Origin of the sequence: Streptomyces sp. NPDC001668, assembly GCF_042893155.1 — a bacterium.
Taxonomy (GTDB): Bacteria; Actinomycetota; Actinomycetes; order Streptomycetales; family Streptomycetaceae; genus Streptomyces.
Genome location: NZ_JBIAUQ010000003.1, coordinates 419397 through 446170, shown reverse-complemented (window position 1 = coordinate 446170; position 26774 = coordinate 419397). Strand labels below are relative to the sequence as shown.

At 71.3% G+C, this 26774-nt stretch carries 25 protein-coding genes; 10 read left to right on the top strand and 15 right to left on the bottom strand.

Annotated elements, in window-relative coordinates:
• Positions 1-279: 279 nt before the first annotated feature.
• The 3 genes from ACFYZ8_RS11690 to ACFYZ8_RS11680 form a co-directional block, all read right to left on the bottom strand.
• Positions 280-1386: an ATP-binding protein gene (locus ACFYZ8_RS11690; protein ID WP_359033692.1), complete on the bottom strand. Its 1107-nt coding sequence runs from the start codon at positions 1384-1386 to the stop codon at positions 280-282.
• A complete protein-coding gene (locus tag ACFYZ8_RS11685) occupies positions 1383-2120 on the bottom strand; it encodes a response regulator transcription factor (protein WP_053851412.1) in 738 nt (245 codons plus the stop codon). The genes ACFYZ8_RS11690 and ACFYZ8_RS11685 overlap by 4 nt, the downstream gene beginning before the upstream one ends.
• A 123-nt stretch (positions 2121-2243) precedes the next feature.
• Complete coding sequence (locus tag ACFYZ8_RS11680) at positions 2244-2921, bottom strand: spermidine synthase (protein WP_359033689.1); 678 nt, start codon at positions 2919-2921, stop codon at positions 2244-2246.
• A 139-nt stretch (positions 2922-3060) separates the two neighbouring features.
• Here ACFYZ8_RS11680 and ACFYZ8_RS11675 point away from each other — a divergent pair, with 139 nt between their 5' ends.
• Entirely contained in the window at positions 3061-3870 is an 810-nt protein-coding gene (locus ACFYZ8_RS11675; RefSeq protein ID WP_388534573.1) for a rhomboid-like protein, read from the top strand.
• 402 nt (positions 3871-4272) lie between these two features.
• Here the strand turns inward: ACFYZ8_RS11675 and ACFYZ8_RS11670 are convergent, their stop codons facing one another.
• Both ACFYZ8_RS11670 and ACFYZ8_RS11665 read right to left on the bottom strand, forming a co-directional pair.
• Positions 4273-5073, bottom strand: a complete 801-nt coding sequence (locus tag ACFYZ8_RS11670) for a GNAT family N-acetyltransferase (protein ID WP_388534570.1) — start codon at positions 5071-5073, stop codon at positions 4273-4275.
• A gap of 368 nt (positions 5074-5441) precedes the next feature.
• Complete coding sequence (locus tag ACFYZ8_RS11665) at positions 5442-6098, bottom strand: GNAT family N-acetyltransferase (RefSeq protein ID WP_359033685.1); 657 nt, start codon at positions 6096-6098, stop codon at positions 5442-5444.
• A 178-nt stretch (positions 6099-6276) separates the two neighbouring features.
• Between ACFYZ8_RS11665 and lon the strand changes: the two genes are divergently transcribed.
• Positions 6277-8691, top strand: a complete 2415-nt coding sequence (lon, locus tag ACFYZ8_RS11660) for an endopeptidase La (RefSeq protein WP_388534567.1) — start codon at positions 6277-6279, stop codon at positions 8689-8691.
• Between the two features lie 78 nt (positions 8692-8769).
• Here the strand turns inward: lon and ACFYZ8_RS11655 are convergent, their stop codons facing one another.
• The gene (locus tag ACFYZ8_RS11655; protein ID WP_388534564.1) at positions 8770-9612 is read right to left on the bottom strand and encodes a lysozyme; all 843 of its coding nucleotides are present in this window, start codon (positions 9610-9612) and stop codon (positions 8770-8772) included.
• 235 nt (positions 9613-9847) lie between these two features.
• On the opposite strand from ACFYZ8_RS11655, the gene ACFYZ8_RS11650 reads away from it, so the two are divergent.
• Complete coding sequence (locus ACFYZ8_RS11650) at positions 9848-10342, top strand: MarR family transcriptional regulator (RefSeq protein WP_359033679.1); 495 nt, start codon at positions 9848-9850, stop codon at positions 10340-10342.
• 515 nt (positions 10343-10857) lie between these two features.
• On the opposite strand, the gene ACFYZ8_RS11645 is transcribed toward ACFYZ8_RS11650, so the two are convergent.
• Positions 10858-11646 (bottom strand): protein phosphatase 2C domain-containing protein, encoded by a 789-nt coding sequence (locus ACFYZ8_RS11645; protein ID WP_388534561.1) that lies wholly within the window; start codon positions 11644-11646, stop codon positions 10858-10860.
• Positions 11647-12018: 372 nt separating this feature from the next.
• On the opposite strand from ACFYZ8_RS11645, the gene ACFYZ8_RS11640 reads away from it, so the two are divergent.
• From ACFYZ8_RS11640 to ACFYZ8_RS11620, 5 genes are read left to right on the top strand one after another with little or no spacing between them, the layout of a single operon-like run.
• The gene (locus ACFYZ8_RS11640) at positions 12019-14784 is read left to right on the top strand and encodes a nitrate- and nitrite sensing domain-containing protein (RefSeq protein WP_388534558.1); all 2766 of its coding nucleotides are present in this window, start codon (positions 12019-12021) and stop codon (positions 14782-14784) included.
• Positions 14781-15284, top strand: a complete 504-nt coding sequence (locus ACFYZ8_RS11635; protein ID WP_359033673.1) for a roadblock/LC7 domain-containing protein — start codon at positions 14781-14783, stop codon at positions 15282-15284. Before ACFYZ8_RS11640 ends, ACFYZ8_RS11635 begins: the two co-directional genes overlap by 4 nt.
• Positions 15281-15688, top strand: coding sequence for a DUF742 domain-containing protein (locus ACFYZ8_RS11630; protein ID WP_388534555.1), 408 nt, complete (start codon positions 15281-15283; stop codon positions 15686-15688). Before ACFYZ8_RS11635 ends, ACFYZ8_RS11630 begins: the two co-directional genes overlap by 4 nt.
• On the top strand, positions 15669-16295 hold the full coding sequence (locus ACFYZ8_RS11625; RefSeq protein WP_359033669.1) for an ATP/GTP-binding protein: 627 nt from the start codon (positions 15669-15671) through the stop codon (positions 16293-16295). Before ACFYZ8_RS11630 ends, ACFYZ8_RS11625 begins: the two co-directional genes overlap by 20 nt.
• A 24-nt stretch (positions 16296-16319) precedes the next feature.
• On the top strand, positions 16320-17573 hold the full coding sequence (locus ACFYZ8_RS11620; RefSeq protein ID WP_359033667.1) for a styrene monooxygenase/indole monooxygenase family protein: 1254 nt from the start codon (positions 16320-16322) through the stop codon (positions 17571-17573).
• On the opposite strand, the gene ACFYZ8_RS11615 is transcribed toward ACFYZ8_RS11620, so the two are convergent.
• The 4 genes from ACFYZ8_RS11615 to ACFYZ8_RS11600 all read right to left on the bottom strand — a co-directional run bounded on the left by ACFYZ8_RS11615 (position 17546) and on the right by ACFYZ8_RS11600 (position 20703).
• Positions 17546-18610, bottom strand: coding sequence for an NlpC/P60 family protein (locus tag ACFYZ8_RS11615; protein WP_388534552.1), 1065 nt, complete (start codon positions 18608-18610; stop codon positions 17546-17548). The two genes, ACFYZ8_RS11620 and ACFYZ8_RS11615, sit on opposite strands and share 28 nt — an antisense overlap.
• 101 nt (positions 18611-18711) lie before the next feature.
• Positions 18712-19014, bottom strand: a complete 303-nt coding sequence (locus ACFYZ8_RS11610) for a hypothetical protein (RefSeq protein WP_388534549.1) — start codon at positions 19012-19014, stop codon at positions 18712-18714.
• The gene (locus ACFYZ8_RS11605; RefSeq protein ID WP_359033661.1) at positions 19007-19654 is read right to left on the bottom strand and encodes a TetR/AcrR family transcriptional regulator; all 648 of its coding nucleotides are present in this window, start codon (positions 19652-19654) and stop codon (positions 19007-19009) included. The genes ACFYZ8_RS11610 and ACFYZ8_RS11605 overlap by 8 nt, the downstream gene beginning before the upstream one ends.
• A gap of 110 nt (positions 19655-19764) precedes the next feature.
• On the bottom strand, positions 19765-20703 hold the full coding sequence (locus ACFYZ8_RS11600) for a diiron oxygenase (protein ID WP_388534546.1): 939 nt from the start codon (positions 20701-20703) through the stop codon (positions 19765-19767).
• Between the two features lie 90 nt (positions 20704-20793).
• Here ACFYZ8_RS11600 and ACFYZ8_RS11595 point away from each other — a divergent pair, with 90 nt between their 5' ends.
• Both ACFYZ8_RS11595 and ACFYZ8_RS11590 read left to right on the top strand, forming a co-directional pair.
• Entirely contained in the window at positions 20794-21906 is a 1113-nt protein-coding gene (locus ACFYZ8_RS11595) for a ferritin-like domain-containing protein (protein ID WP_388534543.1), read from the top strand.
• 9 nt (positions 21907-21915) lie between these two features.
• The gene (locus ACFYZ8_RS11590) at positions 21916-22821 is read left to right on the top strand and encodes a hypothetical protein (RefSeq protein WP_388534541.1); all 906 of its coding nucleotides are present in this window, start codon (positions 21916-21918) and stop codon (positions 22819-22821) included.
• A gap of 118 nt (positions 22822-22939) precedes the next feature.
• Here ACFYZ8_RS11590 and ACFYZ8_RS11585 read toward each other — a convergent pair whose 3' ends face one another.
• Genes ACFYZ8_RS11585 through ACFYZ8_RS11570 form a run of 4 tightly spaced genes read right to left on the bottom strand, consistent with a single transcriptional unit; the run spans position 22940 to position 26758 of the window.
• Positions 22940-23449 carry a DUF3291 domain-containing protein gene (locus ACFYZ8_RS11585; protein WP_359033655.1) on the bottom strand — a complete coding sequence of 170 codons (510 nt, stop codon included), beginning with the start codon at positions 23447-23449 and terminating at the stop codon, positions 22940-22942.
• A gap of 45 nt (positions 23450-23494) precedes the next feature.
• Positions 23495-24967, bottom strand: coding sequence for a penicillin-binding transpeptidase domain-containing protein (locus tag ACFYZ8_RS11580; protein WP_388534538.1), 1473 nt, complete (start codon positions 24965-24967; stop codon positions 23495-23497).
• Between the two features lie 17 nt (positions 24968-24984).
• Positions 24985-26334, bottom strand: a complete 1350-nt coding sequence (locus ACFYZ8_RS11575; protein WP_388534535.1) for an FtsW/RodA/SpoVE family cell cycle protein — start codon at positions 26332-26334, stop codon at positions 24985-24987.
• Positions 26335-26386: 52 nt separating this feature from the next.
• Positions 26387-26758: an SH3 domain-containing protein gene (locus ACFYZ8_RS11570; protein WP_388534532.1), complete on the bottom strand. Its 372-nt coding sequence runs from the start codon at positions 26756-26758 to the stop codon at positions 26387-26389.
• Between the last annotated feature and the right edge of the window lie 16 nt (positions 26759-26774).

Sequence of the window (26774 nt, the reverse complement as noted above, 5' to 3'; positions counted from 1 at the left end):
CTCTTCCGCTTCACAAGGTGATGGACAGCGGAAATAAAGGCTACGCCCCCGAGACGGTGAAGGTCAGGCCGGGCCGGTCCATCGTCGTGTAAGTCACATCAAAGACCGGGTTTCGGGGGTGAAAATGGCGGGAAACAAACGTGGTTCCGGCAGGTGAATCCGCCTGAGGGAAGCGCTGAGCGGGGCCCTGCGCGACTGCGGCGCGGCCCTCTGCCTGATCACACGTGTCCGTCGGCGCGGAACAGAGATGGATCTTGTGGCTCCGCTTCGCACTTTACGTCAACTTGGCAGAGAGGGAAGTCCCGGAAGGGTGACAAGAATCCGGCAGCCCCGCTCGGATTCGGCCACTCCGATCCGGCCTCCGTGCAGATCCACCGCCCAGCGGGCGATCGCGAGCCCGAGCCCGGTGCCGCCGTCGCTGCCCGGACCGTGCGGCCGCATGACCTGACCGCGGTTGAACCGCTCGAAGACGCGGTGCCACTCGGAGCGCGGAATACCGGGACCCTCGTCGAGGACCTCCAGTTCGAGCGACTCGGGCAGCGCCCCGCGCCGCGCCCTGACCGTCACCCGGCCGTGTGCCGGGCTGTGCTTGACCGCGTTGTCGATCAGGTTGGCCACGACCTGGTGGATGCGCTCCGGGTCGGCGTGCGCGGTCAGCTCCGGCGGGGACACGTCGAGGTGCAGATGGACGTCGTTGCGCGTGTGACTGCCGGACCCGGACGCGATGCCCGCGCGCGCGGTGGCGACCATGTTGGCCTCCTTGAGCACGCCCGACAGGTACGGCCACACCTCGAAACGGCGCTTCTTCAGGGGTACGACGCCGTTGTCGAGGCGGGACAGGTCCAGCAGCGTCTCCACCAGCCGGCCGAGCCGCTCGGTCTGCTTCAGGGCCGTGCGCATGGTCTCGGGGTCGGCCTGGGTGACCCCGTCGACGATGTTCTCCAGCACCGCGCGCAGGCCCGCGATGGGCGTGCGCAGCTCGTGGGAGACATTTGCCACAAGTTCCTTGCGCTGGCGTTCCTGGGCCTCCAGGTCGTCCGCCATGCGGTTGATGGTCTGGGCCAGGTCGCCCAGCTCGTCCCGGCGGTTCTCGCGGACCCGGCGGGTGTAGTCGCCGTGCGAGATGGACCGGGCGACCGCGTTCATGTCGTCCAGGGGCGCGGTGAGCGAATGGGCCACGAACTGCGTAATGAGCAGTGTGGCGATCATCGAGAAGACCGTGATGAAGCGCAGCTCGGTCGCTGTGCGCATCGCGATCATCATCAGCCCGGTGGTGATGAGGACCGCGATGACGACCAGCGCGCCCAGCTTGGTCTTGATCGAGAACGGGCTCACGCCACCCCAGGGTTCCTTGGCGCTTCTCCGGCCGGCCGGACCCTGGCTCATGGCGTCGGCGTCTCCAGGGCGTAGCCCACGCCGTGCACCGTGCGGATCCGCTCGGCACCGATCTTCCGGCGCAGCGCCTTGATGTGGCTGTCGACGGTCCTGGTGCCCGACGCGTCCGCCCAGTCCCACACCTCGGCCAGCAGCTGCTCACGGGAGAGCACCGCGCGCGGGGTGTTCGCCAGGCACACCAGCAGGTCGAACTCGGTCGGAGTGAGGTGGACGTCCTCGCTCCGCACCCGCACCCGGCGCTGCGCGTGGTCGATCTCCAGCTCGCCGAGCCGGAGGATGCCGGACCGGGGCGTAGCGGCGGCCAGCGCGGCGCGCTCGACCCGCCGCAGCAGGACGTGCACGCGCGCGGCCAGCTCACGCATCGAGAACGGCTTGGTCATGTAGTCGTCGGCGCCGACGCCGAGCCCGACCAGCATGTCGGTCTCGTCGTCACGGGCCGTCAGCATGAGCACCGGCACCGGACGGGCGGCCTGCACGCGGCGGCAGACCTCCAGGCCGTCGAAGCCGGGCAGCATGATGTCGAGGATCAGCAGGTCCGGCTGCCAGGCCTCGGCCGTGTCCACCGCCGACGGACCGTCGACCGCCGTTTGCACGAGGAATCCCTCGGCGCGCAGGCGGGTCGCGATGGCGTCGACGATCGTCGGATCGTCCTCGACGACCAGGACCCGGCGCTGAGCGCCCGGGGTAGCCGTCGAACCGTTGTGGGAGGTGTGTGTCTGCTCCATCGCCCGCCCCTGGGGAGTGCTTTCCGGAACCATGTGGGGTGATTCCTTGTCTGCGCATGACTGCGATTGACGCTTGAATGATCGGCGTAGGGGAGCAGAGTACGGGGAGACATCACCCCTTTGCTATCCAGGTCGGACGCCGAGATGCACGACGTCCGGTACGCCCCGGGCAACGGGGATCTCCTCGGTACGTACCTGCTGGAACCCGGCATTTGCCAGTGATCCCTCAAATTCCGCAGAGGGTTTCGCGGACCACACGGCCAGTACCCCGCCCGGCTTCAACACCCTTGCGCAGCTTGTGAGTCCGGCACGCGCGTAGAGTCCGCCGTTGCCCTCCGTGACCGTCCAGTCGGGCCCGTTGTCGATGTCGAGACACAGCGCGTCAAAAGTGGCGCATGTCTCATTGACGAATCCGACCAGATCCGTTTCCAGAATGTTCGTCCGGGGATCGGCGAGCGCCTCGGCGGAGAGCGCCGCGAGCGGGCCCGTGCGGTGCCAGTCGATGATGGCGGGCTCCCGCTCGACGACCGTGATCCGGCCCCAGCGGGGGTTCGCGGCCGCGTGTGCGAGCGAGAAGCCGACGCCGAGGCCGCCGATGAGCACGTGCGGCTCCGGGCGGTCGTCGAGCGCGCCTAGCGCCGCGTCGACGAGCGTCCGCTCCGAGCGCCCGTCGGAGGTGTCCATCAGGAAGCAGCCGTTGGCGATGATCTGGAGCAACTCGCCGTGGCGCCGCAGGACGACCTCTCCGTACGGGCCCTCGCGACGGTCCAGGACTTCGGGAATGTCGTACGAGGTGGGCATCGGCCCATCTTGGCAGCTACTCCGGCCCGCCCGGGGCTCCTTGAGAAGTCCCTGTGAATCGGGGTCGAGGTGGCGCCGGTCACAGACAAGGGGCGGGTGGGGCACGAAGGGTGGGGCGGAACGGAAGGAGCAGTTCACCTTGGAACGGATCGCCCCCACAGCTCCTTCCGACGCGCCCGCACCGCAGACCCCCGCCCCGGACGCGTGCGTTCCGGACGTGGCCGCTCTGCTCGACGGCATGCCCCGCCAGCGCGAACGGGCGGTCACCGCCGCAACACCGCCGCCGGCACCGCCGACGGCCACCCCGGACACCCGCCCCCAGCGGCTGCTCCGGCTGCTCCCCACCCCCACCGGAACACCGTTCACCTTCGCCTACGGCGCCGTCCTGGCCGCCGTCGCGCTGGTCGCCGCGCACCTCGATCCCGCGCTCGTGCACACCCTCCACCAAGGCTCCAGCACCGATGTCGCCCACCTCCTGCGGACGCCGGTGCTGGTCCTGGTCGCCAGTGCGCTGTGGATCGCCGGCGGCATCCTCTCGCCGTACGCCGTCGCCCTGCTGTTCGTGCTCACCGCGCTGGAGCGCCGGATCGGCGGCATGCGCACGGCCGGTGTCTTCCTGCTCGGGCATGTGGGGGCGACCCTCGCGACGGAGGTCCCCATAGGCCTCGCGGTGCTCGTCGGGCATCTGCCCGCCAGCTCACTGCACCGCCTCGACTACGGCGTCAGCTTCGGCGTGGCCGCGAGCCTGGGCGCTCTGGCGGGGCTGCTCGGGCCGTATCTGCGCTGGCCGTTGCTGCTGCTGTTCGGCTGGATGCTGGTGACCGACCTGCTCGCCTTCACCGACCCGATGACCGACTGGGGTCACCTGATCGCCCTGACCATCGGTGTCGCGACCTGGCCCGTGGTGCGACGCGGCCGCTCACGGCGCTTGCGCGGTGACGGTTCCTGAGCCGGCGCGGGCGTATGGAAGGGAGCCTCGCTGGAGATGGGGGGATGCCGACGGGCGGGGCGGCCATCGGTCCTGGCAGGCGGGCGACCGCTTGGCGGCCCCGAGACGGACGAGTGGCCGTCCACTACGGCCCGCGCGCACAGCGGGGTGTCGGCGTCTGCCCGCGTGAAGTCCGCGCCGCTTCCAGCGAGTCGGCCGACAGTATGGCGTCGGGAGCGGGGCCCCGGGAATGGGGCAGGACCGGTGACCTCCCCGGCAGGTGCGGCATCGCTGCTGGGAGGGCTCGCCCGGAACGAGGGCCGACTCCTCGCCGTTCCGCGCTCACCGCGGCGTCCACGGCGCCAAAAACTCGGCTCGCGGCCTCCGGGTCCCGGCGGCTCGGCGGCTCGGCACAGGGCGGTGTCAGAGACCGGGCGGGGTCCAGACGTACGGCGTGGTCGTGGTCACCGCACGCATGCCGAGCCGGCGCAGGATGGGCGCGCTGTCGTCCGAGGCGTCCACGTGCAGGTAGGTGACCCCGCGGGAGGCGGCGAGGGCGGCGCGTACGGCGACGAGGGCACGGTAGATGCCCTTGCCCCGCCACTCGGCGAGCGTGGAACCGCCCCACAGGCTCGCGAACTCCGTGCCCGCGCGGAACACCAGCCAGGCGGCGCACACCACTTCGCCGTCCGCCTCGGCCACGTACACCGCGATGTCGTCCGGCGCGGTGGCGACCCGGCCGATCAGATCGTCGGCGAGCCAGCTCCAGTCCTGGCTCCAGACCGCCGACTCCATCGCGGCGATCCGCCGCATGTCGGCGTCCGCCGTGACCCGGCGCACGGCGACGCCGTCCGGCAGCACGGGCTCTCCTACGGCCATCTCGGCGGCCCGGCCGACCAGTACCGTCTCCCGCTCCTCGGGCACGAAACCGGCCGTGCGGAGCCGTTCGGTGAGGTCGGCCGGGGTGTCGTGGGAGCGGGTCTTCCACTCGACGGCCTCGCCGCGCGCCGCGAAGAAGTCACGTTGCCGCGCGATGAGTTCGTCGAGTGCGGCGCCCTCCAGACCGAGGTCACGCGGCCCGCTCACGAACCCGCGGAACTGGCCGACGATCCGCAGCAGCGGCCCGTCCTGCTCGTACGTCACCCCGGCGGGCGGGGTGGGCGGAGCGCCGCGCATCTGGTCGTCGTAGGCGGAGAGGAGGGGTGGTGTGTCCGTGGCGGTCATGGTCGGTTCGTTCCCTTGGTCTTCTCGGTCGTCTCGCCTCGCACGCGCGCGTGGAGGTGACTGGTCGCATCTCCGGCTCCCCCCGCTCCCGCATCCGTCCGATCCGCGTGCGCGTCCCGCGTCCTCGGTCGGCGCGGGCAGGTTCCGCCGGCTGGTCGCCGGGCCGTGGCTCTCAGCCACCCGGGGCGCCGGCGTCCGGGGTGGGCCACCGACGCGGTTCCAGGCCCTCGGGAAGACCCGGCGTCGGCTGGGCGTTGTCCGCCGTGCGGCCGGCGGGAACCCCCGGAGGTGTCGGGGCGATCACCGGCGCAGCATGACAGAGAGCGTCCCAGGCCGCCTCCGGGTTTCCCGCGGGCGGTGACGGGCGGTCACCCGGCGTCCGGTCCCACGAACTTCGCACTGGTGAGCGGAGCTTGCACATGCCAGCCCAGAGACTCGTACAGCCACCGCCCCGCGGGCGTCCCCGCCAGGACGCCGGTCTTCGCCCCCGTGGCGGCCGCCGCGGCCTGGAGGGTGCCCATGACGACGCTGCCCAGCCCTCGGCGCCGATGGGCGGCCACGGTCTCGATCTGGTCGAAGACGGCGGTGGCGCCGGTCGGGGCGACCTGGCCGCGAGCCGCGAGGGAACCGTCGGGCGCGGCGACGAGCACGCGCGTGACTCCGCCGACGGACCAGGTGCGCAGCCGGTATCCGGGAGGGGGGCCGGTCCGTTCCGCCGGCGCGGTGAACGGGACCGTCATCAGGTAGCCCGGCTCGGGGTCCACCCACCAGCCCCCGCCCAGCCAGCCCCCGACCACCTCCGGGTCATGGAACACCTTGAGCCAGACCCCGGCCCCCGTCACCCCGTCCGCCACCTTGCGCACGGTCTCCTCGTCCACGTCGTCGCCCAGCGCGTCGAAGACGTGCCGCGACACGTGCGCCACCTGCCCCACGTCGACGGTGAATCCCCAGGGCTCCCGCTCCGGCGCCGCCGCCCCGCGCGACACCACCCAGCCGGTCACCCACGCCTGTACGACTCCGCCCATGACATCCCCTGTAATGACCGCTTGCAGTATGTGTCTATTACGCGATGACGATAGGGCCGGAACCGGCCATTCCGGCAGCTGTGATCGCCGACAGCGAACAGCCGCTCGGGTGGGGAACATTCGAAGCGGCGCATGCATTGAGTCGGCATAGCTCAACTTGACTGCCGAAGGGGAGATCATGGCTTCGACGTCCACACCGCTCACTCTGCCTGTGCTGCCGCTCGACGACGAGGTCGTGCTGCCCGGAATGGTGGTCCCGCTGGACCTGAACGACGCCGACGTCCGCGCCGCGGTGGAGGCCGCCCAGGCCGCCGCCCGCTCGGAACCGGGAAAGCCGAAGGTCCTGCTGGTGCCACGCATCGACGGCACCTACGCGAGCACCGGTGTGCTCGGCACCGTCGAGCAGGTCGGCCGGCTGGCCGACGGCGACCCGGGCGCGCTGATCCGCGGCCGGGGCAGGGTGAAGATCGGTGCGGGGACCACCGGCCCGGGCGCCGCCCTGTGGGTCGAGGGGACGACGGTCGACCAGACCGTCCCCGACCCGCTGCCCGGTCACGTCACCGAACTGGTCAAGGAGTACAAGGCCCTCGCCACCGCCTGGCTGCGCAAGCGCGGCGCCTGGCAGGTCGTGGACCGGGTGCAGGCCATCGACGACGTGTCCGCCCTCGCCGACAACTCCGGTTACTCGCCGTTCCTGACCACCGAGCAGAAGGTCGAGCTGCTGGAGACCGCCGACCCGGTCGCCCGTCTCAAGCTCGCCACCCAGCAATTGCGCGACCACCTCGCCGAGCAGGACGTCGCCGAGACCATCGCCAAGGACGTCCAGGAGGGCGTCGACAAGCAGCAGCGCGAGTTCCTGCTGCGCCGTCAGCTGGAAGCCGTACGCAAGGAACTGCGCGAGCTCAACGGCGAGCAGGAGGGCGAGGAGTCCGACGACTACCGCGCCCGCGTGGAGGCCGCCGACCTGCCCGAGAAGGTGCGGGAGGCCGCCCTCAAGGAGGTCGACAAGCTGGAGCGGTCCAGCGACCAGTCCCCGGAGGGCTCCTGGATCCGCACCTGGCTGGACACCGTCCTCGAACTGCCGTGGAACGAGCGGACCGAGGACTCCTACGACATCCAGGGCGCCAAGCAGATCCTCGACGCCGAGCACGCGGGCCTGGAGGACGTGAAGGAGCGGATCACCGAGTACCTGGCGGTGCGCAAGCGCCGTAGCGAGCGGGGCCTCGGGGTCGTGGGTGGTCGGCGCGGCGGTGCCGTGCTCGCCCTCGTGGGCCCGCCCGGCGTCGGCAAGACCTCGCTCGGCGAGTCCGTCGCGCACGCCATGGGCCGCAAGTTCGTCCGCGTCGCCCTCGGCGGCGTCCGGGACGAGGCGGAGATCCGCGGCCACCGGCGGACGTACGTCGGCGCGCTGCCCGGCCGGATCGTGCGGGCCGTCAAGGAGGCCGGTTCGATGAACCCGGTCGTCCTGCTCGACGAGATCGACAAGGTGGGCTCCGACTTCCGCGGCGACCCCGCGGCGGCCCTCCTGGAGGTCCTGGACCCGGCGCAGAACCACACCTTCCGCGACCACTACCTGGAGGTCGAACTCGACCTGTCCGACGTGGTGTTCCTCGCGACGGCCAACGTCCTGGAGGCCATCCCGGAGGCCCTGCTCGACCGTATGGAGCTGGTCCGCCTGGACGGCTACACCGAGGACGAGAAGATCGTCATCGCCCGTGACCACCTGCTCCCGCGCCAGCTGGAGCGGGCGGGGCTCGCGAAGGACGAGGTCGTCATCGACGAGAGCGCGCTGCGCAAGCTCGCCGGCGAGTACACCCGCGAGGCGGGCGTGCGCACCCTGGAGCGCTCGATCGCCCGGCTGCTCCGCAAGGTCGCGGCGCAGCACGAACTGGGCGAGCGGGAGCTGCCGTTCACCGTCACGGACGGGGAACTGCGCGATCTGATCGGCCGGCCGCACCACGTGCCCGAGTCGGCCCAGGACCCGGCGGAGCGCCGTACGGCGGTCCCCGGTGTCGCGACCGGACTCGCGGTCACCGGAGCGGGCGGGGACGTGCTCTACGTCGAGGCGTCGCTGGCCGACCCGGAGACGGGCGCGGCGGGTCTGACGCTGACCGGCCAGCTGGGTGACGTGATGAAGGAGAGCGCGCAGATCGCGCTCAGCTTCCTCCGCTCGCGCGGCGCGGAGCTCGAACTGCCGGTCGGCGACCTCAAGGACCGGGGTGTGCACATCCACTTCCCGGCGGGCGCGGTCCCGAAGGACGGACCGAGCGCGGGCGTCACCATGACGACGGCGCTGGCCTCCCTGCTCTCCGGCCGCCTGGTCCGCACGGACGTGGCGATGACCGGCGAGGTCTCGCTGACCGGCCGGGTCCTCCCGATCGGCGGCGTGAAGCAGAAGCTGCTCGCCGCGCACCGCGCCGGGGTGACGACGGTCATCATCCCGAAGCGCAACGAGGCCGACCTGGACGACGTCCCGGCGGAGGTGCTGGACAAGCTCGACGTCCACGCCGTCACCGACGTCCGCCAGGTCCTGGAGCTGGCGCTGGCCCCGGCGACGAACGAGGCCGCGCCGGAGGTTCCGGTGGCGGCGTGACGGGCGCTGCCGGATGAGGTGAAGGCCCGGGTTCTCGTGAGGGAGGCCCGGGCCTTCGCCGTGTCCGCGGCGGGCGGGTCAGCCGTTGGCGAGCGCCTGCACCCGGTCGAGGGCGCCGTTGAAGCGGTCGTGGTCGCCGACCGTCGGCCCGGACGAGGTGTACTGCCACATGGTGTACGTGCTCCAGCCGGCCGGGAGGGTGCCCGCCGTCGAGGCGTACCGGGCGATCCACAGGGGGTTGGCGGAGAAGCCGCTGTAGTTGCCGGTGCACTGGGTCCACCAGCTGGTGGCGGTGTAGATGACCGCGTTCCGGCCGGTCCGCGCCTTGTACTGGTTCAGGAAGTCACGGATCCAGGTGACCATCCCGCTCTGCGACTTGTTGAAACAGGCGTCGCCGTACGGGTTCCACTCGATGTCGAGGGTGCCGGGCAGGGTCCTGCCGTCCTTGGACCAGCCGCCGCCGTGGTCGACGAAGTAATTGGCCTGCGTCGCACCGCTCGTGGTGTCCGGGGTGGCGAAGTGGTAGGCGCCGCGGATCATGCCGACGTCGTAGGAGCCGCTGTACTGCTGGTTGAAGTAGGGATTCGTGTAGTACGTCCCCTCGCTCGCCTTGGTGTACGCCCAGCGCACCCCGCTGCTCCAGAGGGTGGACCAGGAGACGTTGCCCTGGTAGCTGGCCACGTCGACGCCCTCCGTCTGGGCGGCACGGGTGCCGGTGGGCAGGCCCCCCTGGCCGTCATGCGCTACGACGCCCATACCCATCTGGGCGGAGCCGCGGGCCGGGGTGGCGGCGGCCTCGGGGGTGCCAGGGGCTTCGGCGGCCGAGGCGGGGGCCGTGGGGAGCAGGGAGAGGGCGGTGAGCAGGAGTCCGGCGAGGAAGAGGCGCCGGGGACGTATCTGGCCGGGTCTGTGCACGGGCATGGCGTGCCTCCGAAGGCTCGGTGATGCTCGGTGGGGGGAACAGGGGAAGACCGTGCCGGGCTGGCGTGCGCATGCCAGCCGCTGCTCGGTCAAGACGCTACGTACGCGGACGAGGGGCGGGAAGAGGGACCGGAGGCTGCCGTTGGTCTAGCCCTGCGAAATACTTACGGAGCTGCGGCGATGGCGCAATTTGGCGGAAACTTTCACGACCGGGAAATTCGAGGCAGGGACTGACGTGCACGAAGACGGAAACGGCGGTGGGGGCCGGGGCGGGCCCGAGGTGGCACCGAACGGTGTGGACCAGCCCGGATTCCTCGCGCTCGAACGCGAGTTGACCGTCCTGCTGCGCCGCGCCCGGGCCAACCAGGGGGAGATGGCCCGCGAGGTCCATCCCGACCTGGAGTCGGCGGCATACGGACTGCTCGTCCGTCTGGATGAATGCGGCCGCCAGCGCGCCACGGAACTGGCCGCCTACATCGGCGTCGGCAAGGCCACGATGTCCCGTCAGCTGCGCGCCCTGGAGGACCTGGGCCTGGTCGCCCGCGAACCCGACCCGGCGGACGGCCGTGCCTGGCTGGTCGACCTCACGGAGGAGGGCCGCTCCCGCGTCCAACGCGTCCGCGACGCCCGCCGCGCCCGCTACGCCGGCCGCCTGGCCCACTGGGACTCCCGAGAGGTCACGGAACTGGCCCGACTGCTGCACCAGCTGAACCGGGGCATGGAGAAGTAACCCGGTCGCGGAGGGTTGCGCGGAGCCTCCGGGACCGTCGAGGGCGTGGAGGCGCGCGTGGTGTTCTCGTCGGCCTCGTCGGCCGTGGACGGGGCCCGGTGCGGTGGGTGGCGAGTTCCGTGACCGTGGCCCACCCGGCGCTCGCGACCGTGCGCGGCCACCGCCCCGGACCGCGGACCGGCGCGGTCGGGTTCCTGCACCGCCGCGCCGCTGCGCCGAAACCCGCCTGGTGTGCCGGGGCGGCCGTGGACCCGCCTTGCGTTCGTCGCCCGCGACAGCTCCGCAGAGTGGGCGCCCGCCGACGGCGCACCGGCCCGACCGTCCGGACGCGCAGGCGGACACGGACCGGGACGGTCAGGACTGCCGTGCCGTTCCGCCGATCGTGTCGCGCGCGTGCCCCGCTCGGTGCCCGTCGACCGGAACCGGCCGTCCGGGCGAGCAGGGCGGGCAGGGCGAGCAGGGCGGGCAGGCGGACCGGCGTGGTCAGGACCCGCACCGTTCGGCCGGCGGCCGGCCTACAGCTCCGCGTACACCACCGTCGCGTCGTCGTGGGTCTTGCTGCGCCGCAGATACGTGCGGGTGCGCGCGTCCGCGCGTTCCAGGTCCCGGACGCGGTTCACCAGGGCCCGGGCCCCCTCCTTGCGGACGAGGGTGAGGCAGTCGCCCCAGTCGCCCTCGTGGAACTTCTCCACCCAGCGGGCCGCCCCGTCCGTCAGGGCCAGCAGGGTGCGCACCGACGACCTGGGCAGCACCCCCGTCACCGCGCGCCCCGCCACCGCCGGATCCGCCGCCGCCGTGAAGAAGCCGCCCTCCTTGTTGCGCAGGTGGACGTCGATCAGCGCGTCCGTGGCCAGGGAGGCGCGCGGAAGACGGGACAACCGGTCGTCCAGCACCGGCGTGACCACCCCGTCGGGCCCCTCCACCAGCAGTGCCGAGTCCGACAGGACCAGGTACTCGACCCTCTCCGGAGTCCACCGCGCCATCACCACCGTCGCCTGCGGTGTGCGCGGGTGAGAAAGGTCACAACCTTCACCATGTGTCTCCGCTGTGCGCGCGATCGCCCGGGACAGCACCTCGGCCGGTGGAACATCCATGAGCGAAACGGCCAGTTCGGTCAGCGCCCCGCCGAGCCGCGCCGTGAACCAGGGGACGGAATGCAGACAGCCCGTCGGACCCTGCGGCGGAGTCACCCCGTCGAGGGCGACCAGTACGCCGCCCTCTCCGGAAGCGGGGAGCGCGACGCTCGCGAAGTCCTCGTTGGGCCGCCCGGCATCACCCGGATCCGAGACAAGTTCCGTACGCATTCGGCCAGTCTGCACGAGCCCTCCACAAGCTTCGTCAAAGACCGCCAACAGTCTCGGAATTGCCGCAGTCGCGCAGGTCAGGCGCCAGGTTTGGGAGGGAATGGCTCACTCCGCGCAAGCGCGGTGGCGAATACTGCCATCGGTCCTCGCCGGCGTCCAACCGGCCCTCCGCGCACGGCCCGTGCGCGTGCCGCAGGAACTTGCCCGCCAACTCCCCTCCGGGGTTCACTCCTTCGGGTGGCGGCTCAGGCGATGCGCGACCACCGCCCACCGGCGCTGGGAGGGTCGGGAATCGTACCCCGGTGTGCACACCAGTTGACGGAGCGTCACCCCGGGCCCATGGGTATCACGAGTTCAGGAATGCGAGCAGCGGTGCAGAAGACGCGGCCTCGTCGCACAGGCAAGCAGACGGCCTCCGGCAGCGGCGCGGAGCCCACGCCCGGCGCCCCCGAGACCCCTGTCGGCAAGGGCCGCCCCACCCACGTCCGCACCCGGCTGATTCTCGCCGTCGCCGTCGTGGCCGCCGCGATCGCCGGGGCCGGCGCCCCCTCCCTGGTCACCGCCTCCGGGAACCTCCACGACTCCCAGGACCTGGTGACGCTCGCCGAGCAGACCCAGGACGCCCTCGACCTCGCCCACGCGCTCGCCGACGAACGCGACGAGGTCACCCCCTACATCGCGGCCGGCCGCCTCAAGTCGAAGGCGCCCGGCGAGCAGTCGAGCGCCCGCGTCGACCGCCAGGTCCAGGAACTGCGCGCCGACAGCGACCTGTCCACGGCCCTGCGCACCACCCTCGACGACATCGCGGCCGCACGGCGCTCCGCGCTCACCGGCAAGAGCACCGCGCTCCAGGCGCACAACGCCTACTCCGCCGCCATCACCGAGCTGCACCGGCTCGCCGAGGAACTGGCCGAGAGAATGCCGGCCCGCGCCGGCTCCGGGGCCTACTCCCTCGCCGAGCTCGACTCCGCCGTCCAGCAGGCCGCCGCCACCCGAGGACTGCTGCTCGCGGCGCTCAGCGTGCCGACGTCGACCGAGACCGACTACAACCCGATCACCGGCCTGACGAGCACCAGGAAGGTCTCCTCGAAGGCCGACGGCGCGCAGCGCGACGCGCTCAGCGCCGCCGCCCAGCAGGCCCGGCTGCGCTCCGACGCGGCTCTCGCCGACTTCCAGGAGTCCGCGCCCGCCGCCGCCAAGGCGAGCTACGACTCCACCGTCACCGGCCCCGAGGTCAACTCCGCCGACAAGTACCTCGCCACCCTCACCGACCAGCCCACCCTCACCGACGCCGAACTGAACACCAGCGCCGGCAAGCTCGACGCCGCCCTCTCCGCCCGTGTCGACCTCATGCGCGGTGCCGAGTCAGCGCTCTTCGACCGCCGGGTCAAGGAACTCGCCCAGCTGCGCGACGACGACGTCACCGCCCTGGAGCTGCGGGTCGCGATCCTCGGCGCCCTGATGCTGCTGGCCGTCGGCATCAGCACCGCCATGGCCCGCACCTTCACCCGGCCCCTGTCCGTGCTGCGCCGCGGTTCCGCCCGGCTCGCCGGCGCCGAGGACCCCACCACCGAGGAAGCGGTCACCTTCACCGGCCGCAACGACGAGTTCGCCCAGGTCGTCCGCTCCGTCAACGCCCTGCACGCGCACGCCGTCGCACTCGCCGAGCGGATCACCACCCTGGAGGCCGACCGCAAACACCTGGTCGGCCAGCGCCAGAAGATGGCGGACGCCCGCGAGCAGCTCAAGAGCGAACTCGCCGACTCCACCGCCCAGTCGGAGCGGCTGCGCACCACCATCGGCGCCACCTTCGTCAACCTCGCACTGCGCACCCTCGGCCTGGTCGAGCGGCAACTCGCCGTCATCGAGAACCTGGAGGAGCGCGAGCAGGATCCGGAGCGTCTGGCGACCCTCTTCAAGCTCGACCACTTCGCCACGGTCATGCGCCGCCACAGCGAGAACCTCCTCGTCCTGGCCGGCACCGAACACGTGCAGCAGAGCGCCGGACCCGTCCCGCTCGTCGACGTCGTCCGCGCCGCCGTCAGCGAGATCGAGCGCTACGAGCGCGTCCGCATCGCCGCCCTCCCGCCGCACGCCCATGTGGCGGGCTTCGCCGCCGACGACCTCTCCCACCTGCTGGCCGAACTGATGGAGAACGCCAGCTCGTTCTCCCCGCCCGACCTCCCGGTCGAGGTCTCCGGCTGGCTGCTGGAGAGCGGCGAGGTCATGCTCTCCGTCCAGGACGAGGGCATCGGCATGACCGCCGAGCGGATGACCACCCTCAACTCCCGCCTCGCCGACTTCGATCCCGAGGCCGCCTACGAGTCGTACGACGAGGGCGACGAGGGTCTGGGCCTCGGCCTGTACGTCGTGGCCCGCCTCGCCCACCGGCACGGCGTGCGCGTGCAGCTGCGCGAGCAGAAGCAGGGGGGTGTGGCCGCCGTGGTGGTCCTCCCGAAGACCCTGCTCACCGCCGCGCCCACGTCCGCCGTACCGGCCGCCGGCACCGGCCCGGTCACCGGCGAGACCCGGTCCTTCTCCCTGCCCGGCGCGGACGCGGAGGTCAACTCCAATGTCCTGAGCGGCCGTTCGCAGGGCGGCGACCCCCTGGTGACCCTGGCCGAGAACGCCGTACGCCACGCGGAGGCGGAGCCCACCGCCGAGCCCACCGCCGAGCCCACCGCGGAGCCCACCGCGGAGACTCCCGCCGAGACGACCATGGAACTCCTGGCCCCGATACCGGCCCAGGGAGAGCCGGACGCGGTGCAGCCGGACCCGGCACCGCAGGAGCCGTCGGCACCCGAACCCGCGGCACCCGAACCCGCCGCCGACGGCGAGGCCGAGACGGAACACACCCGCGCCGACGAGGAGGAGACCCTCACCGACAAGGGCCTCCCCAAGCGCACCCCCAAGATCACCGCACCCACCGCCCCGGCCCCGCGGCAGCGCAACGCGTCCGTGGACGCCGACGCCCTGCGCCGCAGGCTCGGCGGCTTCCGCCGGGGGGCGGAGGCCGGCTACCGCGACGTGGAGGCGGAGATCCAGGAACAGACCGGCGAGACCAAGCTGCCGGCCGCAGAACAACGCACCGCATCCGAAGAAGCCACGGGGGGCACAGCCGAGGAGGCAAGCAGTTGACCGCGCCCAGTACCTTCGGTCTCAGTCGTGAAGCCCGCAATCTCCACTTCCTGCTGACCAACCTCGTCGAGGAGGTCCCCGGCGTCCAGTCCGTCGCCGTCGTCTCCTCCGACGGCCTGCTCCTGCTCTCCTCCGACGCGGAGCGGAACGCGGAGGCGCGCGAGGCCCGCGGCGGGAAGCCCGCAGGACCGCGCGGCTCCTCCGCCGACCTCGCGACCATCGTCTCCGGTATCGGCAGCCTCACCCTCGGCGCCGCGAAGCTCATGGACTTCGGCACCACGAAGCACACCATGATCGCGATGGACGACGGCAGCCTGTTCGTGATGTCGATCAGCGACGGCTCGCTGCTCGGGGTGCACGGCTCCGCGGACTGCGACATGAGCGTGGTGGCGTACCACATGGCGCTGTTCGTCGGCCGCGCGGGACACGTCCTGACCCCCGAACTCCGCAGCGAGCTACGCCAGTCGCTGGAGCACGACGCGGCAGGGAGCGCCCGATGACGAACAGGCCCGAGCTCCCGGTCCGCGGCGGCGACCGCAAGGCCGCCCGGGTACGGCCGTACTCGCTGACCGGCGGCCGCACCCGCTTCGGCCACGTCCTCCTCGTGGAGACGTTCGTCGCGGCCCTCGAAGCGCCCGAGGAGCGCAGGGAGCTGACCAACGGCTCCCTGCGCTCGACGGTCATGCCGGAGCTGCGGGCCATCGTCGAACTGTGCCGCCGCATGCGGACGGTGGCCGAGATCGCCGCGCTGCTGAAGATGCCGCTCGGCGTGGTCCGGGTGCTCCTCAGCGACCTCGCGGACCAGGGAAAGATCCGTGTGTACGGCACCGGGACCGGTCACGGTACGGGCCGTCCCGACCGCGCTCTGCTGGAAAGGGTGCTGAGTGGACTCCGTCGCCTTTAGGGACCTCGCGTTCGAGGACACCGACGACAACCTCAAGTCCTGGCAGACGGACCGTACACGGGCCCCCATCGCCACGAAGATAGTCGTGGCCGGCGGCTTCGGCGTCGGCAAGACCACGCTCGTCGGCACCGTCTCGGAGATCGAGCCCCTCCAGACGGAGGCGCTGATGACCGAGGCCAGCGAGCAGGTCGACGACCTCACCGGCACCCCGGAGAAGGTCTCCACCACCGTGGCCATGGACTACGGCCGCATCACCCTCGACGACGACCTGGTCCTCTACCTCTTCGGCACCCCGGGTCAGGAGCGGTTCTGGTTCATGTGGGACGACCTGGTGCGCGGCGCGATCGGCGCGGTGGTCCTCGCGGACACCAGGCGCCTGAAGGACTGCTTCCCGGCGCTGGACTACTTCGACGGCTGCGGGATGCCCTACGTCGTGGCGGTCAACCACTTCGACGGCAGTGAGCGCTTCGAACCGGAGGACGTGCGGGAGGCGTTGACGATCCCCGCGCACATACCTGTCATGATCATGGACGCGCGGCGGAAGATCTCGGTCATCGAGACCCTCCTGTCCCTCGTCGGCCACGCACTGGACGTCACCCCCGAGTAGCCCTGGTTAGGAGCCATCACCCGCATGCGGAAGATACTCGTCGTCGGAGCCGGCCAGTCCGGACTCCAGCTCGCCCTCGGCCTCCAGTCGCACGGGTACGAGGTCACCCTGATGTCCAACCGGACGGCGGACGAGATCCGCAGCGGCCGGGTCATGTCGACGCAGTGCATGTTCCACACGGCACTCCAGCACGAGCGCGATCTCCAGCTGAACTTCTGGGAGTCCCAGGCCCCGAAGATCGAGGGGCTCGGCGTCTCGGTGGCGGCCCCCGGCTCGTTCGACCCCGGGCCCTCGCAGCGCGCGATCGACTGGCTGGGCACCCTCGACGGGTACGCGCAGTCGGTCGACCAGCGCGTGAAGATGGCCGGCTGGATGGAGACCTTCGCCCAGCGCGGCGGCCAGCTCGTCATCCACGGCGCGGCCGTCGGCGACCTCGACTACTTCTCCCGTACGTACGACCTCGTGCTGGTCTCGGCGGGCAAGGGCGAGCTGGTGTCGATGTTCGCCCGCGACCCGCAGCGCTCCCCCTACAGCGAGCCGCAGCGCGCGCTCGCCGTCTCCTACGTCCACGGTCTGGGCCCCCGCCCCGAGCACCCCGACACCGAGGCCGTCCGCTGCAACCTCGTCCCCGGGGTCGGCGAACTGTTCGTCATGCCGACGCTCACCACCTCAGGGCGCGCCGACATCCTCTTCTGGGAGGGCATACCCGGCGGCCCGCTCGACGTCTTCAACGGCGTGAAGGACCCGGCGCAGCACCTCTCCCTGACCCTGGAACTCATGGAGACGTTCCTGCCCTGGGAGTACGCGCGCGCCACGAACGTCGAACTCACCGACGCCGGCGGCACGCTGGCCGGCCGCTACGCGCCCACCGTGCGCAATCCGATAGGCCGCCTGCCCGGTGGGGGACTGGTCCTGGGCGTGGCCGACGTCGTCGTCGCCAACGACCCGATCACCGGGCAGGGCTCCAACTCGGCGTCCAAGTGCGCGGCCTCCTATCTCGCGTCGATCCTCGAACACGGCGAGAAGGAGTTCGACGGGGAGTGGATGCGGGCGACGTTCGAGCGGTACTGGGCCACCGCCCAGCACGTCACCAAGTGGACCAACGCGATGCTGGCGCCCCCGCCGGAGCACATCCTCGACCTCATCGGCGCGGCAGGCCAGTTGCAGCCGGTCGCGGACCGCTTCGCCAACGGCTTCGACAACCCCGCCGACTTCGAGGACTACTTCTACGAGCCGGACAAGGCGGCGGCTTACGTGGCGTCGGTGGCGGGCGGCTGATCCGGACGCACGGCTCCGAGGACCGGGTGGGCCGCGATCGGGGAGATCCTGATCCTCTCGCCCGTTCTCGGGGCCTCGATCACCTGGCCCCGGCCCACGTAGATCGCCACATGCGTGGCCTCGGGGAAGTAGATCACCAGGTCACCGGGGCGCAGCCGCTTGAGGGGGATCCTCGGGAGCCGCGCCCACTGCTCCTGGCTGGTCCTGGGGATCGGAGTGCCGGCGTACGCCCACGCCCTGGACGCCAGACCCGAGCAGTCGTATGTCTTCGGCCCCTCCGCGCCCCACTCGTACGGCTTCCCCAGCTGCCGCCGGGCGTACCGCAGGGCCGTCTCGCCCTTCCCGGACGGTTTCCGCTCGGCCTCGCCGAGGGCTCCCGAGGTGGTCAGCTCCTGCTGCGCTTTCTCGACACCCTTCTCCTCGAACTCGGCCAGCCTGGTGAGCTGTTCGGGGGTGAGCGAGGCGAGGAGCTCCTCCACGCCGGCGAGCTTCTTCCGTACGGCGTCCCGGTCCCTCTTCTGCCGGGCGGCGAGCGTGAGCTGGTCGTCGAGTGCCTTGCGCGCCGTGCGGGCGAGTTCGTCGGCACGCTGCTCGGCGCCGGTCAGCCGGCCCACCCGCTGGGCCCGCTCCCGCGCCAACTGGCCGATGACATGGCCCTGTTCGAGAGCGTGCTGGGGGTCGCGGGCGAGCAGCAGGCGCACGTACGGCGAGATGTCGGTGCTGCTGCTCTGGTACTGCTGCCGGGCCAGCCGTCCCGCGGCACCCCGGCTGTCGTGCAGGGAGAGCCGGGCCCGGGACAGCGCGGTGTCGAGGCGGTTCACCTCGGCCCGCTTCTCCCTCAGCTTCTCCTCGGTGGCGTTGTAGGTCTCGGTGGCCGCCTCGGCCTCCCGGTACAGCCTCTGAAGGTCCGTCAGCAGATCGGCGACGGAGCGCTCCCGCGGCTGCGGTTCCGGTACGGCCTCGGCCGGCAGCGGTGCGAGGGCGGTGCCGGCCGCCACCGCCGCCGTACACACCAGACGCAGAAGCCTTCCTGACACGTCATCACCTCCCGTGCGGAGCAGCCCCTCTGTTCCGCACGGCGAGCATCAGGCGGCGCCGGCGTCCTCGCGCGCCGGGTGGGCGGATCGGCCCAACCTCGTCACCCGTCGGTGTCAGCCGGCCCGTCGGGCCTGGACCACGGCCACTTCAGCCGGTCGCCCGCCTTCCCCTCGGGGTCGTACTCGTACTTCCACCCCTTCTGGATCCCCAGCTTGGTGTGGCCCCTCGGCACACGGCGGTACACCAGCACGGTGGGCGGGCCGCCGGCCGCGTCGGGGACGGGGATGCGGTACGTCTTCGGCGGATGTCCGGTCGGCCCCAGCAGCACGGGCAGCACCCGGCCGTCCATGGAGCCGCCCTCGAAGGGGGTGTCTTCGCTCTTCACGGCTCCAGTGTCAGACATCCGCCGCGAGGGCCGTGACCAGCGCGGCGGTCTGCGGGTCGCGGTTCGCGGTCACCGAGAGCACGGCGGCGAACTGCTCGACCAGCCAGTCCCGCAGCTCCTCGACCGGGGGCTGCTTGCCCTCGTCGAGCCAGATCAGGGAGGCCGCCTCCACCGCGGTGATCCACATCCGTACGGTCATGCGCAGCCGCAGGCCGGGTTCGCTGACGCCGAGGTGGTTCAGGATGTGCTCGGCGGCGGCCCGCCGTACGCCGTCGACGATGGCGGTGGTCCGGGACGTCCCGACGACACTGCCGCCCTGGAGCAGGGCGCTGAAACCGGCGTCGTGCTCGTCGACGAAGGCGAGGTAGCGGTCCAGGGCGCGGGAGAGGCGGATCAGGAGGGGGCCGTCCAGGGGCTCGTCGAAGCACTGCTCCAGCTCGTCGGCGGCGGACCGGAGCGCGGCCTCGTAGAGCTGCTGCTTGCCGCCGGGGAAGTACCGGTAGACGAGGGGACGGGAGACTCCGGCCGCTTCCGCCACGTCGTCGAGGGAGACGTCCTCGGGTGCGCGGTGCGCGAAGAGCCCGAGGGCGGCCTCGAGAAGCTGACTGCGTCGCTCCTCGACGCCGAGTCTGCGGTAGGCGGGCGCGGATGGGGTCATGCCTCGAAGCGTAGTCGCCCCTAGGTGGGTACAGCTGGGCATGCTCCGACTGCACCCACTCAGGGGCGCGGGGAACTGCGCGACCAGCCCCCACCGGCCCGCAGCCGACATCAAGCAAGCAGCCCCGACGACCTCCACAGCCGTCGCCCGACACCCCGCAGCACCCCGATGTCGTCCAGGAAGTCGGTCAGCCTCTTCGCGCCGGTCTGCATGACCTCCCGCCGATGCCCACTCGCCTTCACCTGCGCCAACGCCTCCCGCTGGTCCAGGCCGACGTTCGTGTACACCTCGGGATTCACGAACGCCACGGAGAACACCCGCGCGAACTCACCGGAGGTGACCCGTGTGAACTCCTGCGACCACCGCGGAGCGGAGACCATCTGCCGCCGCAGCTCCTCGCGGGCGTAGCGGACGTGCCGCGCCTCCTCGACGACATGGATCCGCGTCACCCCCCGGATCAGTGGCTGCACCCGCTCGTCCGGGAACGTCAGCCGCTGCATCCAGTCGAGGATCTCCTCACCCAGCAGCGTCGCCGTGAAGGATCCCGGAGTCGTGGAGATCGTCTTGAACAGCCGCCCGAGCTGCTGGTGGGCCCGGCTGACCGGATACCAGGGCGTGTCGCCCCGGGTGATCAGCCGCGCGAACATCTTCGAGTGCCGGCACTCGTCCTCGATCTCGGTGAGCGCGTACCGCACATGGGCGCTCGTGGCCGCCTTGTCGTAGATGTGACGGCACAGCAGCTGCATGAGGATGATCTCGAACCAGATCCCCAGCGAGGCCAGCGCCGCGGCCTCGTGCCGGGAGAGCAGGATCCGCTGTTCCTCGCTCATCCGCTTCCACATCGGGGTGTCGTAGAGCGAGACCAGTTCCGGCGGCCAGAACCACTTGCCCTCCTCGAAGGGCGCGTCCCAGTCCAGTTCCTCGTCCGGGTCGAAGGAGTGCTTCCTGGAGGAGTCGAGCAGCCGCTCGGCGACCTGCTCCCGGTCCTTGAGCAGACCGAGCGCGTCACGCAGCCCCGCGAGCGCGTCGACTTCTGTCAGACTCGTCATGGCTCTTATGAGACTGCCTGTCAGCAAGCCCGTCAATCCCTCACGCACGACTTGTTGACCCGGCGTCTACAAAGGGGCAGCCTGCGGGACATGCCGACTTTCGACCTGTACACCACGGATCCCGGGGACCCCCACTGGCAGGTACCGGCGACGGGCAAGGCCCGTTTCAGCTGGGAATACGACGACGGCCGCGACTGCCTGCTCGCCCTGTACCAGAAGGGCAAGGACAAGCAGTGGGACGGGCAGAAGCGCATCGACTGGAGCCTGGAGGTCGATCCGTACGACCCCCTCGGCACCCCCGACGAGGCCATCTCCGTCTACGGCACCAAGTACTGGGCGAAGTTCTCCGACAAGGACAAGGGCGAGCTCCGCAAGCACCTCGCCTCCTGGCAGTTCAGCCAGTTCCTGCACGGTGAGCAGGGCGCGATGGTGTGCGCCGCGCGGATCGTGGAGTCCGTGCCCGACCTCGACGCCAAGCTCTACTCGGCGACCCAGGTGATGGACGAGGCCCGGCACGCGGAGATCTACGGCCGTTTCCTGCACGAGAAGATCGGGATGCTGTACCCGATCAACGACAACCTCCAGTCCCTGCTGGGCGACACGCTCAGCGACTCGCGCTGGGACATGCCCTACCTCGGCATGCAGGTCCTCATCGAGGGCCTCGCGCTGGCGGCGTTCGGCATGATCCGCGACACCACCGACAAGCCGCTCCCCAAGCAGATCCTCGCCTACGTCATGCAGGACGAGGCCCGGCACGTGGCCTTCGGGCGGATGGCACTGCGCGACTACTACCGGCAGCTCTCCGACGCCGAACTGCGCGAACGCGAGGAGTTCGTCATCGAGGGCTGCCATCTGATGCGCGACCGGCTGCGCGGGGTCGAGGTCCTGGAGAACTTCGGCATCCCCAAGGCGGAGGCCGAGGAGTACGCCGAGCGGTCCGAATTCCTCGCCCTCTTCCGCCAGTTGCTGTTCTCCCGGATCGTCCCCTGCGTCAAGGACATCGGCCTGTGGGGCAAACGCCTCCAGCAGGCCTACGTCGACATGGGCGTCTTCGAGATGGGCGACTCCAACCTCGACCTGCTCATGGCCCAGGACGAGGAGATCGCCGAGAAGCTGGACGCGGAGCGGTTCGCGGCGGAGGAGCGGGAGCGGGTGGCGGAGGTCGCGGAGGCCATCGAGGAGGGGGCCGCTCACGTGGAGTAACGTACTGACGTGTCCACGCCTCAGAGCCCGTACGGCCAGCCGAACCCCTACAACCAGCAGCCTCCGCAGGGGCCTTACGCTTCCGGGCCGTACGCTCAGCCACAGCCACAGCCACAGCCACAGCCACAGCCACAGCCACAGCCCTACCCGCAGCAGCAGCCGTACGGCCCACCGCCGGTACCGCCGCAGCAGCAGCCGTACGGCAACCCGTACCCCCCGCAGCAGCAGCCGTACGGCTGGGGTGCTCCTCCCCCTGTCGCCCCGCCCTCGAAGAGGCGTCCGCTCGTGGTGGTCCTCGCCGTCGTGGGCGGACTCGTCGCCCTGGGGGTGGCGGGTTCGGTCATGCGCGGGGTGGAGGAGGCGAGCGGTGCCGGCTACCCCGATGCCGAGTACACCCTCGACCTGCCCAGGACGCTGCTGGACGGCCGCTACGAACTCGCCCAGGACCTCTCCGACTCCGAGGGCGCCCGGACGATCGAGGACCAGGCGGTCGGAGCCTCGGGTTACAAGGACCTGAAGGCCGCCGTCGCGCAGTACAGCCTGGGCGGTGACGAGACGAAGGGCACGCTCGTGGTCTCGGGCATGTACGGGCGGTTCAAGAACCCCGACAAGGTGCGGGAGAGCCTGCTGAACGGCGCGGCGGAGGGCGAGGGCTCCCAGATCGCCGTACCGGCGCAGGACTTCCACCCCGACGGCGCCGACGGGACCACCGTCACCTGCGAGGTCCTCACGAAGGATCAGGGCGGTACGGAGCTGACGGTCCCGGTCTGCGCCTGGGGCGACGGCAACACGGGCGCGGCCGTGGCCGAACTGGTGACGGCCACGGCGACCACGGACCCGTCCGAGATCGACCTGGACAAGGCGGCGGCGACGGCGGCCCAGGTCCATTCGGAGATGCGCAAGCCGATCGGCTGACGGCCTGGGCCCCGCCGTTCGGATCAGGCCGTGGGGTGCCGGCGGACGCGGAGCCAGTGGGCACCCTTCACGGAACCGGCTTCCCGTGCTCGATGGATGACGGGGCAGAAGAAGCACCCTAGGCCGGGCACCCCAGATCGTCCGGGAGTTCCAGGGCGGTGGCCGGGGCCGCGCCCTGCGGCGGATGCGGGGTCCGGAGCGTGAACGCGTACGGCGTCGGCCCGTTCGTGCGCAGGTGCAGCAGCCGGGACTCCGCCTCGGCGACCGTGGGGCGGTGGCCGGCCGGGACCCACCACAGGGCCACCATCGCCTCCTGGACCCGCTCGAAGAACTCCCTGCGGCGGGCGAGCATCTCGCGGTGCCGGCCCTGGTACATGTACGCGGTGAGCGCGTCGGCGTCCCGCCACACCGACATGTTGATGATCAGCCACTCGTCGCCGAAGACGGCGATGTCCGTGGCGTCGCCGGAATCGCCCTCCAGCCGCCAGACGAATCCGTCGGCGGCGTCCGCGTCGGCGTTCACGGGATCGAGGTTGTCGACGAAGCCCTTCAACTGCGCGGAGTCCAGCGGGGCTTTGAGACGGCCGATGTTCACCTGGGCGAGGTGGTACGCGATGGCGTCAGTCATGGACCGAACGTTAGGTCGGCACCTCGTTCGCCCTCAACCCCCGTCTCACTTCCTGGAGTTGAGCACCGCCTCCATCACCGCCCGCGCGATCGGCGCCGCCACCCCGCCCCCGGTGATCTCTCCCCGGACCGCCGAGGCGTCCTCCACCACCACGGCCACCGCGACCTTGGGCTCCACGTCCCGTTCGCCCTGCGCCCACGCCACGAACCAGGCGTAGGGCGTCCCGGCGTTGCCGACGCCGTGCTGGGCGGTGCCGGTCTTGCCGCCCACGACGGCACCGGGGATGGCGGCGTTGGTGCCGGTGCCCTCGGTGACCACCTGGGTCATGAGCTCCTTCAACTGCGCGGCCGTCGCCGGATGCATCGCCTGCCGCACCGGACGCGAGCCCGCGGTGGCCGCCGTGGCCACCGTGGCACCGCCGTCCGTGGTCGTCCGCTCCACCAGATAGGGCGTGCGGACCTGCCCGCCGTTGGCCACGGCCGCCGAGACCATGGCCATCTGGAGCGGGGTCGCCCGGGTGTTGTACTGACCGATCGACGACAGGGCCAGCTGCGCCTTGTCGACGGTCGGGTCGAAGGTGGACCGGGCCACCGAGAACGGGATCCGCAGCGCGTAGTCGTTGAAGCCGAAGGCGTGCGCGGTCGCCGTCATGTCACCCACCCCCACGTCCACCCCCAGCTTCGCGAACACCGTGTTGCACGACCAGCGGAAGGCCTCCCGCAGGGACAGGTCCTCGCAGCCGTCCGACTCGTTGGTCAGCGCGGTCCGGGTCCCCGGCAGGGTGTACGGCGCCGGCGAGTCGGTCGGCGCGTCCACGTCCGTGATCACACCGGCGTCCAGCGCGGCCGCCGCGGTGACCACCTTGAACGTCGAACCCGGCGGATAGGTCTGCCGTACCGCCCGGTTGAGCATCGGCTTGTCCGGGTCGCCGTTGAGCCGCGCCCAGGACCGGTTCACTCCGGCGTCGTTGCCGGACAGTGCTCCCGGGTCGTACGACGGCGAGGACACCAGGGCGAGGATCCGTCCCGTAGCCGGTTCCACCGCGGCCACCGCGCCCTTGCGCCCGGCGAGCCCGTGGAAGGCCGCCTTCTGCGCTGCCCTGTCGAGCGTCGTGACGACGTCTCCGCCCGGGCTGCGCCTCCTCGTGAAGTCGTTCCACAGCGGGAACGGCGTCAGCAGCGGGTCCGAGCCCGACAAGACCGCGTCCTCGGTGTGCTCGAGGAAGGCCGTGCCGTACTCCTGGGAGGCGAAGCCGGTCACCGGCGCGTACAACGGCCCCTCCGTGTACGTCCGTTCGTAGCGCAGCTGCTCCCCGGTGTCCCGGGATCCGGTGACCGGCTCCCCGCCGACCAGGATGTCGCCGCGCTCGCGGCCGTAGCGGGCGATGGTCTCGCGGCGGTTGGCCGGGTTCTCCTCGTGGGTGCGGGCCTGGACGACCTGGACGCGGATGGCGTTGACGAGGAGCGCCATGAGCAGCAGGGCGCAGAACCAGGCGGCGTGCCGGATGTAACGGGTCATGAGGGGGGCCTGCTCCATCAGGAGACCTCCGGTTCGCGGGCGGAGTCGCTCACCCGGATCAGCAGGGCGACGATCGCCCAGTTGGTGACGACCGACGAGCCGCCCTGCGCGAGGAACGGCATCGCCATGCCGGTGAGCGGGATCAGTCCGCCGACCCCGCCCGCGATCACGAACACCTGGAGCGCCACGATCGAGGCGAGGCCGGTCGCCAGCAGCCGCCCGAACGGGTCGCGCAGGGCGAGGCCCGCCCGGTAGCCGCGCTCCACGAGAAGGCCGTACAGCAGGAAGATCGCGGACAGGCCGGCGAGGCCCAGCTCCTCGCCGGCCGTCGCCAGGATGAAGTCCGACTTGGCGGCGAAGCCGATCAGGACGGAGTGCCCGAGCCCGAGCCCGGTGCCGAGGACCCCGCCCGCCGCGAAGGCGAACAGGGACTGCGCGAGCTGGTTGGGGCCCTGGCCCGCCTCGATCGACGCGAACGGGTGCAGCCAGTCCTCCACCCTGCTGTGCACATGCGGTTCCAGCCAGCCCACGGCGTAGGCGCCGACGGCGGCCAGCAGCAGGCCCAGCGCGATCCAGCCGGTGAGCCCGGTGGCGACGTAGAGGAGGACGACGAACAGGCCGAAGAACAGCAGCGAGGTGCCGAGGTCCCGCTCCAGGACCAGCACCCCGACGCTGATCAGCCAGATGGCCAGGAGCGGACCGAGGACCCGCCCGGTGGGCAGTTGCAGACCCCAGAACCGCCGGCCCGCGAACGCGAGCGCGTTGCGGTTGGCGGCCAGGTACGCGGCGAAGAACACCGCGAGCAGCACCTTGGCGAACTCGCCCGGCTGGATGGAGAACCCGGCGATCCGGATCCAGATGCGGGCGCCGTTCACCGAGGGGAACAGGATCGGGAGGATCAGCAGGACGAGCGCGGCGGCGACACAGACGTAGGCGTACCGCTGGAGCACGCGGTGGTCGCGCAGTATCAGCACGACCACGATGAACAGGGCCACCCCGACCGTGGACCACACGAGCTGGGTGGGGGCCGCGCGGTCGCCCGGGGTCTCCAGGTCGAGCCGGTAGATCAGCACCAGGCCCAGGCCGTTGAGCAGCACCCCGATCGGCAGCAGGAGCGGATCGGCGTACGGCGCCCTCAGACGCACCGCCAGATGGGCGACCAGCGCGAGCACGCCGAGCCCGGCGCCGTAACCGGCGGCGCCGGGCGGGACGGTGCCGTGCTTGGCGAGGCCGACAGCGCAGTAGCCGTACACACACAGCAGGACGGCCAGGACGAGGAGGGCCAGTTCGATGCCACGGTGCCTGGGCAGGCGTGCCGCGGGAGCGGGGGCGTCCGCGGGGGCGACGACGGTTCCGGCCTTGGTCATGTCCGGAACTTACCCAAATAGGGCGTGATGTCTGCCTAGCCCGCGCGGGATGTCAGCACCAGCGTGGCGCGGTCCCGATGGTCCTGATGTACCTGGCCGCACCCCAGGCCCAGGTGCCGTCCGTGAGGAGGTACCACTGGCGGTTGCCCTGGATGTTCTGGCCGTTGGTCTTGCAGAAGATCGTGACGATCTCGCCCCTGCCCGCCCACCGGATGATCTGCCCGCCCCGGTTGGGCGCACTGCGCAGCGCCAGCGAACTCGCCGTCACGACGCCCTTGTACAGGCGCGCGTTGTGGTTCTGGCTCTGCCCGAAGTCGCTGCGGGAGTCGCCCGGGTCGTCACCGGCGACTGCGGGCCCGGCGAAGGCGGTGACAGTGAGGGCGCCGGCGGTCACGGCTATGCAGAAACGGGAGCGCAGGGACATGGGAGACCTCCGTGAG

Excerpts from the sequence above, each read along its gene's own strand:
- ACFYZ8_RS11570 (WP_388534532.1), bottom strand. The coding sequence starts at position 26,758 with ATGTCCCTGCGCTCCCGTTTCTGCATAGCCGTGACCGCCGGCGCCCTC.
- ACFYZ8_RS11580 (WP_388534538.1), bottom strand. The coding sequence starts at position 24,967 with ATGACCCGTTACATCCGGCACGCCGCCTGGTTCTGCGCCCTGCTGCTC.
- ACFYZ8_RS11655 (WP_388534564.1), bottom strand. The coding sequence starts at position 9,612 with ATGCCCGTGCACAGACCCGGCCAGATACGTCCCCGGCGCCTCTTCCTC.
- ACFYZ8_RS11575 (WP_388534535.1), bottom strand. The coding sequence starts at position 26,334 with ATGACCAAGGCCGGAACCGTCGTCGCCCCCGCGGACGCCCCCGCTCCC.
- ACFYZ8_RS11600 (WP_388534546.1), bottom strand. The coding sequence starts at position 20,703 with ATGACGAGTCTGACAGAAGTCGACGCGCTCGCGGGGCTGCGTGACGCG.
- lon (WP_388534567.1), top strand. The coding sequence starts at position 6,277 with ATGGCTTCGACGTCCACACCGCTCACTCTGCCTGTGCTGCCGCTCGAC.
- ACFYZ8_RS11670 (WP_388534570.1), bottom strand. The coding sequence starts at position 5,073 with ATGACCGCCACGGACACACCACCCCTCCTCTCCGCCTACGACGACCAG.
- ACFYZ8_RS11645 (WP_388534561.1), bottom strand. The coding sequence starts at position 11,646 with ATGCGTACGGAACTTGTCTCGGATCCGGGTGATGCCGGGCGGCCCAAC.
- ACFYZ8_RS11685 (WP_053851412.1), bottom strand. The coding sequence starts at position 2,120 with ATGGAGCAGACACACACCTCCCACAACGGTTCGACGGCTACCCCGGGC.
- ACFYZ8_RS11585 (WP_359033655.1), bottom strand. The coding sequence starts at position 23,449 with ATGACTGACGCCATCGCGTACCACCTCGCCCAGGTGAACATCGGCCGT.
- ACFYZ8_RS11610 (WP_388534549.1), bottom strand. The coding sequence starts at position 19,014 with ATGTCTGACACTGGAGCCGTGAAGAGCGAAGACACCCCCTTCGAGGGC.
- ACFYZ8_RS11680 (WP_359033689.1), bottom strand. The coding sequence starts at position 2,921 with ATGCCCACCTCGTACGACATTCCCGAAGTCCTGGACCGTCGCGAGGGC.
- ACFYZ8_RS11690 (WP_359033692.1), bottom strand. The coding sequence starts at position 1,386 with ATGAGCCAGGGTCCGGCCGGCCGGAGAAGCGCCAAGGAACCCTGGGGT.
- ACFYZ8_RS11605 (WP_359033661.1), bottom strand. The coding sequence starts at position 19,654 with ATGACCCCATCCGCGCCCGCCTACCGCAGACTCGGCGTCGAGGAGCGA.
- ACFYZ8_RS11665 (WP_359033685.1), bottom strand. The coding sequence starts at position 6,098 with ATGGGCGGAGTCGTACAGGCGTGGGTGACCGGCTGGGTGGTGTCGCGC.
- ACFYZ8_RS11630 (WP_388534555.1), top strand. The coding sequence starts at position 15,281 with ATGACGAACAGGCCCGAGCTCCCGGTCCGCGGCGGCGACCGCAAGGCC.
- ACFYZ8_RS11620 (WP_359033667.1), top strand. The coding sequence starts at position 16,320 with ATGCGGAAGATACTCGTCGTCGGAGCCGGCCAGTCCGGACTCCAGCTC.
- ACFYZ8_RS11595 (WP_388534543.1), top strand. The coding sequence starts at position 20,794 with ATGCCGACTTTCGACCTGTACACCACGGATCCCGGGGACCCCCACTGG.